Consider the following 13,125-nt stretch of genomic DNA (forward strand, 5'->3'; position numbering starts at 1 on the left):
ATGCTTGAAGTTACGTCAAATACGTTTCAAGGAAAAACCAAGAAAAACAGCTCAATGGAGCATCAAGTCTGGGAGGCCTGTCTTAATGCCATAAGGGAAAAGATCAATCCTCTGGCTTTCAAGACCTGGTTTTTTCCAATCAAGCCGCTGAGCTTTTCGGGCAGTGAGCTGACAATTGAAGTTCCCAGCCAATTTTTTTACGAGTGGATAGAGGAAAATTATTCCTCCTTTTTAAAACTCGCACTCAAGGATGTGATCGGGCCCGAAGCAAAGTTGATGTATTCAATTGTGATGGATAAATCACAAGGGCAACCCGTCACCATAGAATTGCCACACCAGAACGCTATGAACGGCGATTTCATTGCCGCAAGTCGCGCAACAGAAGCACGTGCAAAAAACAGTGAGGAATTTGAAAAAAACCTTGCCCGCTTTGAAACACACCTGAACTCAAAATATACCTTTGATACACTCATCAGGGGTGACTGTAATTCTCTGGCTTTTGCAGCTTCAAAATCTGTTGCGCAAAGCCCCGGTCAAAATGCTTTTAATCCCCTGGTTATTTATGGCGGAGTAGGTCTTGGCAAAACACACATGATGCAGGCTATCGGTAACAGTGTCCGTGAGAACCGGTTATCGGAAAGAGTGCTCTATGTATCAAGTGAAAAATTTGCAATCGACTTCGTCAACGCTATTCAGAATGGAAAAATACAGGAATTTTCCTCGTTTTACCGCTCAATCGACGTACTGATTATTGACGATATTCAGTTTTTTTCGGGCAAGGAAAAAACACAGGAGGAAATTTTTCATATTTTCAACACCCTGCACCAATCAAACAAGCAGATTATTCTCTCGGCAGACAGACCCATCAAAGATATCAAGGGAATTGAAGACCGTTTGATCTCACGCTTTAACTGGGGACTTTCAGCAGACATTCAACCTCCTGATTATGAGACCCGCAAGGCTATTATCCTCAGCAAACTCCATCAAAGCGGTGTGAATCTGGATGAAACCGTTATTGAATTCATTGCGACCAATGTCACCGAGAATGTGAGGGAACTGGAAGGATGCATTGTCAAACTGCTTGCGGCCCAATCGCTTGATAACAGGGAAATTGATCTTCAGTTTACAAAATCAACACTGAAAGACATTATTCGCCACACAACAAAAAGGCTGACTCTCGATACGATAGAAAAAGCGGTCTGCTCTTACTTTTCTATTACGCCTAATGATCTGAAGGGAAAATCGAAAAAGAAGGAGATCGCCGTTGGACGACAGGTGGCGATGTATCTGTCGAAACTTCTGACCGATTCTTCACTGAAAACTATCGGCCTTCATTTTGGAGGAAGAGACCACTCAACCGTTATCCATGCTGTTAACACTACCACAAAAAAAGTTGACACGATCGGGGATGAACGAAAAAAAATAGAAGAGATCAAAAAAAGAATAGAGATCCTCTCCATGTAGTTGCGGGTGTTGACAAGGTGTTGGGTAGGTGTTGATATCTTCTTGATAACCTGTGTGTTATCAACACGTGACTGCGTAGGGGATATTCATCAACAAACCATACACACATACAAGAGGGTACAAGGCACAGGTTATCAACACTTTTACTATCGTTATCACGTAGCGTAACATACAATTTTTAAATTAATTAGCAGAAATTTGCAGTTTGTTGTCCAGATATCCACATCGTCAACAACAACAACAAATTTTTTAAATATTATAAATAGTTAAAGTTGGAGCAGATGAAACTCACCTCTTCGATCCGTCAATTACAGGATGCTATCGGCAAAGTTGCGCAAGCGATTCCCGCAAAAACCATTGATCCGCGTTTTGAAAATGTTCACCTCTCTATTGAGTCTGGTAGCCTGACGTTATTCGCTACTGATGGTGAGTTATCAATAACCGCGAAAAGTGATGTAGAAACAAGTGATTCTGGTAATATTGGTGTTAAGGCGAGGACTTTGCAGGATTTTCTGAGAAGTATGTACGATACCGCAGTAACCTTTGTTATTGAACGGCAGGAAATCAGTGATCATGGAACTCTCCATATTACCACAGACAAAGGCAAGTATAAAATACCCTGTCAGTTTGAAAGCAAGCAGGAAAAACATGAAAAAACGTACGATATCTCTCTTGAACTTGAAACAGCAGAATTTCTTGATCTGATCCAAAAAACAATTTTTGCCTGCAGTGTCGATGGTATGAGACCCGCAATGATGGGGGTACTCTTTGAACTTGAAGGTAATACTATTACCGCAGTTTCGACTGATGGCCATCGGTTGGTACGATGCAGAAAAAACTACAACTCTGCAATTGGAGAAAAACAAAAAATCGTTATACCGGCACGCGTCCTTTCAATTTTACAAAAACTTGCACAGCACGAATTTATTACCATGAGTATAGATTCAGATCGCAGGTTTGTTCGTTTTATTATTGGTAATATTGTGCTTGATGCATCCCTGATTATTGAACCATATCCAAATTATGATGCAGTAATTCCTGTAGAACACGACAAACATTTAATCATAGATCGCTCGATGATTTATGATTCTGTACGTCGTGTCGGACGTTTTTCAAGTATTGGAGATGTCAAGATGGTGATTGAAGGACAGTTACTGAAAGTTATGGCAGAAAATACAAATGAGGGTGAGGCTGCACAAGAAGAGATGCCATGTCTCTATACGGGAGATGATATTACTATAGGTTTTAATTCAAGGTTTATCGAAGCTGCTCTTGCACATCTCGATGATAATGAAATCAGAATTGAATTGAAAAGTCCAACAACTGCAGTTATTTTTAAACCTCACAAGACGGAAGAGGATGATAAACTGATTGTGCTTGTTATGCCTGTGAGAATAAATAATTGAGAGAGAAAATTTTTGAAATTACAGTGTATACATTACGAGAATTTCAGAAACCACCGGTTATTGAATTTTGAGCCAAGTTATGGTATATCAATTCTTTATGGGCCTAACGCATCAGGAAAGACCTCTATACTGGAAGGGGTTCACTATTGTGCATTGACAAGAGGTTTTCATAATGCACTTGATAGTGAGTGTCTCTATTTTTCTTCTGATTTCTTTGTTCTTGAAAGCAGTTTTCTCGATGCTACAGAACGTGCAACAACCGTCAGAGTTCTTTATACAAAGGAAAAAGAAAAAAAAATTATTGTTGATAAGAGCGAAATAAAGCCTTTTTCAAGACATATTGGAAGGATTCCTTGTATTACCTTTTCACCGGCAGAACTGGTAATTGTTAATGGTGCACCAGCAGAAAGAAGGCGTTTTCTTGATAATGCTATTTGTCAGACAAACCGAAGATATCTTGACGATCTGTTGGCCTATAAAAGGGTATTGCAACAAAGAAATGCCCTGATTGGTCAGATGTATGAAAAGACAGGATCACAGAAAGAGATGCTTGCAATTTGGACAGATAGTCTTTCACGTCTTGCAGCCTCAATTGTTTATACAAGAATGCAGTTTTTATCTTCATTTTTGCCACTTTTTCAAACTCTCTATCAACTCTTATCGCCGGATGAGCATCCGACCATAGTGTATCGCTGCTCACTCGGAAAAGTTTTTCATGATAGTTCAATTGATCAATTGTACAGCCAATTTCTTGTAAAGTTTGAAGAGACAGAACGAGAGGAAATTTTACGTGGGCAGACCATGACAGGCCCACATCGTGATGATTTACTTTTTTTACTCCATACCAGGGAGATTAAAAAATATGCTTCACAGGGCCAAATGCGCATCTTTCTTATAGCTCTCAAACTTTCACAACATCGTTTATTTTCAGATATCCTCGGCGAAAAACCAATTTGCCTGCTTGATGATCTGTTCAGTGAACTGGATGCGTCTCACTCAAATGCCATTTTTCGTCTGCTTGAAACATGCGGTCAAACGATTATTACATCTGCTGAAAATAAACCATATAGTCACGTTGATTCAATCTCTATCGAATCGTTGAAGGGTATAAAGGAGATGTAAAGGTGTCACGCACAAAAAATCCCAAACAATTTTCAGTAGTGGCTGGTGAAATGTGTCAGGTATTGGGATTGACAGAAGCTTATCAGCAGTATAAAACATTACAGGTTTGGAAGAGTGTTGTTGGAGATACGATATCTGCATCAACAACAATAGAACGGTTCTCGAATGGGGTGTTGTTTATAAGAGTAAAAAATTCTACCTGGAGAATGGAACTTAATTTCCGAAAACAGAACATTCTCGAAAAATTGAATGCTGCTTTGGAAAATTCGATGGTAAAAGAGATTATTTTTAAATAAAAAGGAGCATCATCTGCGATAATGCTCCTTTCCATAAAAACATCAAAGATTGCAACTGAGTCGATAGATTTCTATCATTTTTTCTGCATAAGACTTTCCAAAAGCTATACATTTCTCAAACTCGGGTTCATGTGGTTTGAATTTAACCATGACGTTCTGATCAAAAACCTTGAGTTTAAGCATGGTAAAGTTGCTCTCTATCATACGTACGGCTTCACCACTCCAACCGTATGAGCCAAATGCTGCAGCAAGTTTTCCCTTGTCGCGTATGGGGTTGATTGTTGCAAAAATTTGGTATATTTGGGGTAAAATATTCTGATTTATTGTTGGTGATCCTACAATAATACCTGAACAATGAGCGATCTTTTCTTCAAGTACAGATGCCTGGACGGATTCGATGTCACAGATATCGATTTTGAAGTCACATGATTGGCTCAGTCCTTCAGCGATTTTCTCGGCCATTAATGTTGTGTTTTCATAGGCCGAAACGTACGCTATAAGAATGTTTTTTTCTTGTGGTAAAGCAATTGCAGTTGTTGCATATTTCATTGAAAGATCAACATATTTTTGCCAGTTTGATCTCAGAATCGGACCATGTCCCGGGCAAATAATATTGATATCAAGCGGTTTAATTTTTTCAATAGCCTGAAGCATGTATTTGCTGAATGGCCTCAGAATACTGTTAAAGTAGTAGGTAAATGAGTCGTCAAAATCACCGACTGCATCATCAAACATTCCTGCATCGCAAAAATGTGATCCAAAAGAATCACAGGTGAATAAGATACGATCCTCTTCAAGCCAGGTATAAATGGTATCAGGCCAATGCAGATTAGGTGCATTGATAAAATGAAGGGTTTTATTACCAAGACTAAGAGTATCGCCTGTTTTGACGACCAATGATTTGAAATCATGGCCAGTCTGATCACGAAGAAACTTTATGGCGTTGCCACTGCCAACAACTGTTGCATTCGGGGCGATTGCAAGCAGGTTCCTGACATTGCCGGAGTGATCAGGTTCTGTATGGTCCACAACGATGTACTCAATTTCTGCCGGATCGGTAACTTGTTTTAATTTTGAAAGATACGCTGGCCAGAATTTTTCTTTTGTTGTTTCAATAACCGTTTTCTTTTCGGCATTTATGAAATAGGAGTTATAGGTCGTTCCATATTTCGTCTCCATAACAATGTCGAAGGTGATAAGACCAGGATCAAGAACACCAATCCAGCTTACGTCGTCTGTTATTTTCAGTATGTTGCTGTCTGTCATTATTACTATTAGGAAAATTCTAAAAAAATAAGGGTTTACCGTTCTAATACATGCAAAATGTACTGAGAGTTCCCTCCATGAACAGTGACGGTAATATAAGCAATATTACTGTTCACAAAATGACTGTCAAGTCAATTCTCCACCGAACGGATCTGTCTCCGTATGTCGTATCTCCCTTTGAAGTTCAATACCATCTGCAGAAAAAGAAAACAGTGTATCATCAGAAAAAATCATACTATAATCCTGGGGTTTAAAAAAGGGAAGAAATTTTTGACAATGCTCATCCAGACGCTTGAGGTAAAAGTGTGTATTTTCATCCGGTTTTTCTCTTTTCCATTCAGACGCAAGCTTTCCTTTATCGTACGCAGATGATCCTGCGCCCGTTCCTGCTATATAGAAAGTTATTCTCTCCCCTTTTGTTATGTTCAGTCCTGCCTTTATGACGATTTCATAGGTTATTGCCTTTGATCTTTTACCTGATTTAACATCTTCAAGATATTGTTCGAGTGAATTTTTCAGGCTTTCTGTTCTTGAAAAATCAGAAATATCCAGTTCATGATTTAAAATCTTGTTTCTGTATTCGGTAAAAAGATTATGCAGTCCATTGATATCCTCGGTTAAGAGGGTTTCAAATCCTCTTCTAACAAAATCCCTTCCAAATTTCTCACCACTTCTGCTGGTAAGTGAAGAACCTTTCAGTTTCATCACATTATCATATCCAAGAAGGGCGTAATTTTTTTTCATATAGGAAATCATTTTTTTGAATCTCCCGTCAAAGCCGATATTGATACCAGACGGCATAAGAGATGAGACTTCACTGACCAGTTCTCGTTCAGCCATTTCGCTCTGCACGTCCGGAGGTGGTATAAACAGAATACCATCCGTATCAACCTCAATGATCTTGCATCCTCTTGCTTCAAATTCCATGATCATTTTTTTTGCAAGAGCCTGTCCCGTTGTTGTTACCTTGTCGGCCTCATAAAAATCGTTGAAAATACCTCCACTGAATCCAAGGTAACCGTACATGGCATTGATCAGGATTTTGAAAGAACTTTGCATGGCATCAAAATTGGCAGCAAGGGTGGATTTTCCGAGAATATTTTCATTCCGTGCTCTCTCTTTTGCTTTGAATCGAAGCTCTTTAAGGTCGTTAAGTACCAATGGAAATATTTTCAGTTCATCACTTTTAGGGCAAATATCATATGAAAGCATGATTGAAGGATAGAGAGATTCAACATCCGCATAGACAATAGGACCAAGAATGCCTTTAAGAAATATCTCGGTATATCCACCGGAGTGCTGTTGACCAGATGTGGGTTTTGGTATTGACTGCTTTCGACGCAGATACTCTCTTACAAAGAGTACCTCAATTTTGGCAGCCTGTCCAATACGAGAGGTCATGGCATACGTATATGGCAACATTTGTGAAAGGTAGAAATTGCTGCCGGATAGAAGTGATGAGAGCGCTCTTGTTTCGCGCACATCATCCAGGGCATAGGCAAGAAGCTTCTCATGATTATTTTGCCAAAGAGAGGCGATATCCTTGTATTCGATGTAGGTACGCTCTTTTGAGGCAAAACCAAAATGTTTTGCAACTGCTTTTAGTCCATAACTCTGCATTGAGCGCCGTGATACATCATAGCTTTGTACCAGAAAAAGGGTGTCGATGACATGGCGTCCCGGTATATCAAAAAAGGGATAATCAATGCTCCGTTCCGCAAAACGAATCGATGCTGGATATGTTTTTGCTAACAACCCATTACGTCCAATGGCAAAAGGAATACCATATCGATCACATCTTCGCTGCAGATAGGAGAGATCAAAACTGAAAATATTGTGTCCCTCAATTACATCAGGATCCATTTTCACAATAAGGGTAACAAGCTCTTCAAGAAGCTCCTTTTCCGTCCTGTTTTTAGAATGAAGAACCTGTTCCCATCCCCTGCTATCACTCAAAGAAATGATAATCACCTCATCATCATCAAGAGCTGTTCCACTATTTTGCCTCTTCATGGGATCATAATGGGTCTCAATATCAAGCTGCATTCGATACAGGTCGTCAAATATCATACCCTTGAAAAGGGTTTTTCCACTTTGCAGAAAGTATTGCGTGACAGCATCACCTTTACTGTAGAGCAGTGAATTATTATCGTATTGTGTGTTTTTATCCTGATTCTCTGTTGTGTCGTTAAGACGTTTTCTGTTGATAAAATCAATAGCGCGTCTATGATTCTTCCAATTCCGAAAAATCGCAAGATTCTTGTAATAGTTCGTTCCAGCGAGCGTTACGAGCCAGAATTTCTCGTTTTCTTCAGGTATAAATCCGTCCAGTAAAGAGTTTTCAGAAAGGAAGAAAAATGGAAAAAATGGTTCATCATGATAACTGACCCCATTGTCATCCCTGTTGAATAGCCTAATATGGGTGTCTGAAAGCTGGTATGCTCCAACAATCCGCTCCTCTTTATCTTTACCAAAGAGCAGATCGTTGGTTACGATATCACTGATTATGCTGTCCATGATTGCTTGTTTAATTGAGAGCGGAAACACAGGATTATGTTTCATGTGAAACACGCACTGTTGCTCAGCGGCCGAGACGTATCATGAGCACAGAAATATCTGATGGCGAGACACCAAGAATTCTCGATGCCTGTCCTATGGTCTCGGGTCGAAGCTTCATCAGTTTTTCCCTTCCCTCATTTGAAAGGCCGGTAACATGATCGTACCTGAAAGAAGCGGGAATCTCATGCAAATCCAAACGCAGTATTTTTTCGGCCATTAACAGATCCCGTTTAAGATAACCTTCATATTTCAGATCAATCTCAACCTGTTCAAAAACTAATGGGTCGTCAGTCACTGCATAGACGCTTTCTTTGAAAGAGAGAGCGGATTCAAGCAGCATGTGAAAATGTACGCCTGGTTTTTTTAACAGGTTCACTGCGCTTTGTGTTGTCGTTACGGGTGGATGCCCGAGTCCCGCAAGTAACGTGTTCGCAACATCGGGCTTGATTTTCGTGTCAAGACAGAGCTGATTGAGGGTATCAATGAGCCTTTTTTTATTGGTGCAGTCAGAAAAGGTATCGGCATCAATCAGTCCTGCAGATTTTGCGTGGTGACAGAGACGAATATCAGCATTGTCATGACGGAGCAACAGGCGGTGTTCAGCAGAAGAGGTAAACATTCTGTAGGGTTCATTCGTCTCTTTTGTAACCAGATCATCAATGAGTACGCCGATATAGGCATCTGAGCGCTTCAAATGGAGCGGGGCTCGTCCCCGAAGCAGAAGTGTGGCATTAATTCCGGCAATTAATCCCTGTGCTGCGGCCTCTTCATAGCCAGAAGTCCCATTAATCTGCCCTGCAAAAAAGAGATTCTTTACAAGCTTTGTTTCAAGACTTCTATTGATTTGATAAGGAAAAAAGTAGTCATATTCAATTGCATATCCAGGGCGTATCATTTTAACGTTACGGAGTCCGGGAAGAGATTGCAGCGCTTCTAACTGAATCTCTTCAGGAAGTGATGTTGAAAAGCCATTGACATACATTTCATTGGTATCGAACCCTTCCGGTTCGAGAAATATATGATGGCTATCCTTGTCAGGGAAGCGACAGATTTTATCTTCAATGGATGGGCAATATCTCGGACCAATACCTTGAACTTTCCCTGAAAATAATGGAGATCGGTCAAATCCTTTTTTCAGGATCTCATGTGTTGCTTTTGTTGTTTTTGTAACAAAACAGCTAATCTGATGCCGGTTAATGACAGGGGTGTTCCTGAATGAAAATGAGATTGGCAGAGGATCACCTGATTGCTCTTCAACCAAATCGTACTCAACCGATCGCGCATCTATTCTTGCTGGTGTTCCCGTTTTTAGTCTACCTGCAGCAAAACCATATTTAACAAGATCCTCTGTTAGCCCGTATACTGGAGGTTCGGCAATGGTTCGGCCACCAGCATAATGATTCATGCCAATATGGATCAGGCCATTCAAAAACGTTCCACAAGAGAGGATGGCCGTCCTGCCATTGATGATACGTCCCGACATAAGCCGCACCCCTGAAAAAGCTCCGCCTGAGCACTCAATACCAACAACAGTGTCCTGGAGAAGATCAATATTAGCCTCCTTCTCGATAACATTCCGCATATACAGTGAGTATAATGTTCGGTCAGCCTGCGCTCTTGGAGAGTGCATGGCTGGCCCCTTGCTTCTGTTGAGCATTCGGAATTGTATGCCGGTGGCGTCAATAGCTTTTGCCATTTCACCCCCAAGGGCATCGATCTCTCTCGTGATTTGCCCCTTTGCGACGCCTCCTATTGCGGGATTACAGGACATCCGGGCAATTGCGGTGAGATCAGAGGAGATAAGCAGGCAGGATGAACCCATTCTTGCTGCAGAAAGGGCAGCTTCGCATCCAGCGTGACCTGCTCCAGTAACTATGATATCGTACATTTTCTGCTTATTGTTTCACGTGAAACATTTAGTTTGACTGATTAAGAATGGCTGTTATCAAAGATACGAATTATCGAACTTTTCCGTTCGATATTCCTTTGTTTAAAGTGGTTAACAGGTATATGTATTATATGTGTATTGTTTTTTTTGACTTTGGATATTAAAGTGTTTGGTCTTATACTGCATCTTTGTGTGGAGTGGCGTTATGGCTGTGGATAATTTTGTTATGTAGAAGAATGAGTGGATGAGTCGGGCTCTGCAATTATGTTGGAAGATTGATATCTTCAGGGGTGCGGCTTGTATCGGTCTGCGTTTCGGATTTCCGTGATTGCATTGGGGGATAATAAAAAAATTGCAATAAATCGGCGCTTTCTTTATATACCTATATAGTTATGCATACTAATAAACCCGGCAGGCTTAGCTGAAAGCTTTGTAGTCCCCCCCTTTAAACCGTAAATATGTCTATGAAAAGAAGACAATTTCTTGCGTCGGGAGCCATAATTTCTTCATTTTTATCGTTGTTTCCCGAGAAACTGCTTGCAGAGTGGAACTCTGAATTTTTTAGGCAGTCTTCATTGGAGCAAGCATTCCTGAATGCTCTGGGCACAAAGGATCTTCTTCGCTCTAATGGAGTAACAATTGTTGCGCCTCCTGTAGCGTCCGACGGTTCGGCTGTGCCTGTTGAAATTCATTCCTCTTTAAAGTGCGATCAGCTTTTCCTCTTTGTTGAAAAAAATCTTACTCCTCTTGTTTTCAAATGTGATCTGCACGAAAGTATGCAGCCATATTTTTCACTGAATATCAAGATGAAAGAGGGGTCAGCGCTGCATGCTGTTGTGAGGGAGAGTGGCAAATATTATGTGACATCCGTGCAGGTTGAGGTAGTGGCGCAAGCCTGTTAATCAAGAATCAGACATCTTTCTACCATGAGCAGCAGTGTAAGAATTTTTGCCCGAGAGGAGAGTGGTATTGTCCATGTTAAAATTATTATTCCACACCCAAATGAATCCGGCTCACGAAAAGATGAGCAGGGTAATCTTGTTGCAGCACATTTTATAAAAGAGGGGGCCGCTTTTCTCAATGGTAATCCTCTTTTTGATATTCAGCTTGGCCCATCAGTTTCAAGAGATCCTTTTCTTCAGTTCAGGTTTTCCGGAAAGAAAGGTGATATCGTGAAAGTTTCGTTTATCGACAACAAGGATGAGCATTTTGTTGCGGACACTGTCGTTCAATAATAGAGTTCCGGTTAGAGAACGGTAATGACTTTTTATCACTAAATATGGAGGAAATACGTTATGGCGGTTAAATTAAGGGTATGGCTGACTGCATGCGCCTTCTCTACGTTAGCGCTTGCCACAGGAAGTGGCGCTTATGCTGCAGGGAATGCTGCCGGTGCAAAGCCTGTCAAGCAAGTGCAGGCAAAACGTGCTGAGGCAAATCCGCGTGGTCTGGTTCTTTCGCTTTCCTGTTCATCATGTCATGGTACGGATGGTAAAAGTGTAGGCATTATTCCGTCGATTTCAGGCAAGACGACCGAGTACCTTGAGACGGCATTAAAAGCCTTTAAATCAGGAGCACGTTACTCGACGGTTATGAGCCGCCATGCCAAAGGATATACCGATGAAGAGATCCGGCTGATTGCCGAGTATTTTGGAAAAAATAACAAATAAGCCGGAGGATGATTATGACGCATAAACTTTCACGTCGGGATTTCAATAAACTTCTTCTGTCGGGTGTCGCTGGTTCTGCATTCGGAATATTTGGTTCGTCGAACAAGGCATTTGCCGGTTCAAAACGAGTGGTTGTTATTGGTGGCGGTTTTGGAGGAGCTGCTGCAGCAAAATACCTGAGAAAACTTGACCCATCAATTTCTGTGACGCTGGTTGAGCCAAAAGCAACCTTCTATACCTGCCCTTTCAGTAACTGGGTGCTCGGTGATCTGAAAACAATGAATGATATTGCCCAGACCTACACCGTCCTCAAGAATAAGTACCAGATCAACATTATCGCTGATTATGCAGTGGCGGTTGATGCTTCGAAAAGCACGGTCAAGCTAAAAAACGGTCAGGTGCTGAACTATGATCGTCTTATTGTTTCACCCGGAATCGATTTTAGATGGGACTCCATACCAGGGTACAGCGAGAGCGTTGCTAACAGTCAAATGCCTCATGCTTTTCAGGCAGGCCCCCAGACCATTCTGCTGCATAAACAGCTTCATGAGATGAGGAACGGAGGCAGGGTGCTCATCTGTCCTCCAGGTAATCCCTTCAGGTGCCCTCCCGGACCCTACGAAAGAGCCAGCCTGATTGCTGGTTATCTGAAAGCAAAGAAACCACTCTCTAAAATTGTTATTCTTGATCCAAAAGACAAGTTCTCAAAACAGGCTCTGTTCAAGAAGGGTTGGGAGCGTCTTTATCCCGGTATGATTGAGTGGCGATCAGGTACAGCAGGTGGCAAGGTAACGGCGGTTGATGCTGCGGCAATGACCGTGACTACTGAGTTTGGTGTAGAGAAAGGTGATGTCATCAACGTCATCCCTCCCCAGAAGGCAGGAAAAATTGCGTTTGATGCAGGTCTGACCGATGCAACAGGTTGGTGCCCCATCAACCCCGTCTCGTTCGAATCAACCATTCATCCTGGAATCCATGTTATCGGTGATGCATCAATCGCCGGAGCGATGCCTAAATCTGGCTTTGCAGCAAGTAGTCAGGGTAAAGTGGCAGCGGCGGCCATTGTCCGCTTATTCCAGGGTAAAGTACCCGCAGCGCCTTCGCTGGTCAATACCTGTTACAGTTTGCTTGCTCCCGGATATGGTATTTCCGTTGCAGGTGTTTACAAACTGACCGCAGAGGGTATCGTTGATATCAAGGATGCTGGCGGAGTGACACCAATCACGGCTGATGATGACCATCTCAACGAGGAAGCCATGTTTGCAGAAGGGTGGTACAGTAATATTGTGCATGATACATGGGGATAAGATTTTTTTGTAGTTGACAGAAGTAAAAGCCCGGCTGGAAGCCGGGTTTTTACTTTACACTCTGTTGATCCGGCTATCTTGGGTGGGGATGCAGATTGTTAGATAATCAATACCCCATTTTATATATTGGCTCAATTATTTCTTTCG

Annotated in this window: 11 protein-coding genes; 8 read left to right on the forward strand and 3 right to left on the reverse strand. The window is 41.6% G+C overall.

All coding sequences use genetic code 11. From position 1 onward, the window contains the following. From dnaA to PPHA_RS00020, 4 genes are all read left to right on the forward strand, one after another. Positions 1–1,464 (forward strand): chromosomal replication initiator protein DnaA, encoded by a 1,464-nt coding sequence (gene dnaA / locus PPHA_RS00005; RefSeq protein WP_012506858.1) that lies wholly within the window; start codon positions 1–3, stop codon positions 1,462–1,464. A 281-nt stretch (positions 1,465–1,745) separates the two neighbouring features. Beyond that, positions 1,746–2,870: a DNA polymerase III subunit beta gene (dnaN, locus tag PPHA_RS00010; RefSeq protein ID WP_012506859.1), complete on the forward strand. Its 1,125-nt coding sequence runs from the start codon at positions 1,746–1,748 to the stop codon at positions 2,868–2,870. Between the two features lie 60 nt (positions 2,871–2,930). Continuing rightward, positions 2,931–3,992 (forward strand): DNA replication/repair protein RecF, encoded by a 1,062-nt coding sequence (gene recF / locus PPHA_RS00015; RefSeq protein WP_397233137.1) that lies wholly within the window; start codon positions 2,931–2,933, stop codon positions 3,990–3,992. A gap of 2 nt (positions 3,993–3,994) precedes the next feature. After that, complete coding sequence (locus tag PPHA_RS00020) at positions 3,995–4,288, forward strand: DUF721 domain-containing protein (RefSeq protein ID WP_012506861.1); 294 nt, start codon at positions 3,995–3,997, stop codon at positions 4,286–4,288. A gap of 42 nt (positions 4,289–4,330) precedes the next feature. On the opposite strand, the gene PPHA_RS00025 is transcribed toward PPHA_RS00020, so the two are convergent. The 3 genes from PPHA_RS00025 to mnmG form a co-directional block, all read right to left on the reverse strand. Then, positions 4,331–5,554 carry an FprA family A-type flavoprotein gene (locus tag PPHA_RS00025; RefSeq protein ID WP_012506862.1) on the reverse strand — a complete coding sequence of 408 codons (1,224 nt, stop codon included), beginning with the start codon at positions 5,552–5,554 and terminating at the stop codon, positions 4,331–4,333. 126 nt (positions 5,555–5,680) lie between these two features. Continuing rightward, on the reverse strand, positions 5,681–8,071 hold the full coding sequence (locus tag PPHA_RS00030) for a DNA polymerase domain-containing protein (RefSeq protein ID WP_041526583.1): 2,391 nt from the start codon (positions 8,069–8,071) through the stop codon (positions 5,681–5,683). Between the two features lie 64 nt (positions 8,072–8,135). Continuing rightward, positions 8,136–10,001 carry a tRNA uridine-5-carboxymethylaminomethyl(34) synthesis enzyme MnmG gene (mnmG, locus tag PPHA_RS00035; RefSeq protein ID WP_012506864.1) on the reverse strand — a complete coding sequence of 622 codons (1,866 nt, stop codon included), beginning with the start codon at positions 9,999–10,001 and terminating at the stop codon, positions 8,136–8,138. Between the two features lie 464 nt (positions 10,002–10,465). On the opposite strand from mnmG, the gene PPHA_RS00040 reads away from it, so the two are divergent. The 4 genes from PPHA_RS00040 to PPHA_RS00055 are packed head-to-tail and all read left to right on the forward strand — an operon-like array spanning position 10,466 to position 12,978. Then, the gene (locus tag PPHA_RS00040) at positions 10,466–10,903 is read left to right on the forward strand and encodes a thiosulfate oxidation carrier protein SoxY (protein WP_012506866.1); all 438 of its coding nucleotides are present in this window, start codon (positions 10,466–10,468) and stop codon (positions 10,901–10,903) included. A 24-nt stretch (positions 10,904–10,927) separates the two neighbouring features. Then, complete coding sequence (gene soxZ, locus PPHA_RS00045; RefSeq protein WP_012506867.1) at positions 10,928–11,236, forward strand: thiosulfate oxidation carrier complex protein SoxZ; 309 nt, start codon at positions 10,928–10,930, stop codon at positions 11,234–11,236. A gap of 60 nt (positions 11,237–11,296) precedes the next feature. Then, positions 11,297–11,671 carry a c-type cytochrome gene (locus PPHA_RS00050; RefSeq protein ID WP_012506868.1) on the forward strand — a complete coding sequence of 125 codons (375 nt, stop codon included), beginning with the start codon at positions 11,297–11,299 and terminating at the stop codon, positions 11,669–11,671. Between the two features lie 14 nt (positions 11,672–11,685). Next, a complete protein-coding gene (locus tag PPHA_RS00055) occupies positions 11,686–12,978 on the forward strand; it encodes an NAD(P)/FAD-dependent oxidoreductase (RefSeq protein ID WP_012506869.1) in 1,293 nt (430 codons plus the stop codon). The last annotated feature ends 147 nt before the right edge of the window (positions 12,979–13,125 follow it).

The sequence above is a fragment of the Pelodictyon phaeoclathratiforme BU-1 genome, from assembly GCF_000020645.1.
GTDB classification, from domain to species: Bacteria; Bacteroidota; Chlorobiia; order Chlorobiales; family Chlorobiaceae; genus Chlorobium; species Chlorobium phaeoclathratiforme.

What these genes read in the sequence shown, in the direction of transcription:
- dnaA (WP_012506858.1), top strand. Translation starts at nt 1, where the DNA reads ATGCTTGAAGTTACGTCAAATACGTTTCAAGGAAAAACCAAGAAAAAC.
- dnaN (WP_012506859.1), top strand. Translation starts at nt 1,746, where the DNA reads ATGAAACTCACCTCTTCGATCCGTCAATTACAGGATGCTATCGGCAAA.
- PPHA_RS00025 (WP_012506862.1), bottom strand. Translation starts at nt 5,554, where the DNA reads ATGACAGACAGCAACATACTGAAAATAACAGACGACGTAAGCTGGATT.
- PPHA_RS00030 (WP_041526583.1), bottom strand. Translation starts at nt 8,071, where the DNA reads ATGGACAGCATAATCAGTGATATCGTAACCAACGATCTGCTCTTTGGT.
- mnmG (WP_012506864.1), bottom strand. Translation starts at nt 10,001, where the DNA reads ATGTACGATATCATAGTTACTGGAGCAGGTCACGCTGGATGCGAAGCT.
- PPHA_RS00040 (WP_012506866.1), top strand. Translation starts at nt 10,466, where the DNA reads ATGAAAAGAAGACAATTTCTTGCGTCGGGAGCCATAATTTCTTCATTT.
- soxZ (WP_012506867.1), top strand. Translation starts at nt 10,928, where the DNA reads ATGAGCAGCAGTGTAAGAATTTTTGCCCGAGAGGAGAGTGGTATTGTC.
- PPHA_RS00050 (WP_012506868.1), top strand. Translation starts at nt 11,297, where the DNA reads ATGGCGGTTAAATTAAGGGTATGGCTGACTGCATGCGCCTTCTCTACG.
- PPHA_RS00055 (WP_012506869.1), top strand. Translation starts at nt 11,686, where the DNA reads ATGACGCATAAACTTTCACGTCGGGATTTCAATAAACTTCTTCTGTCG.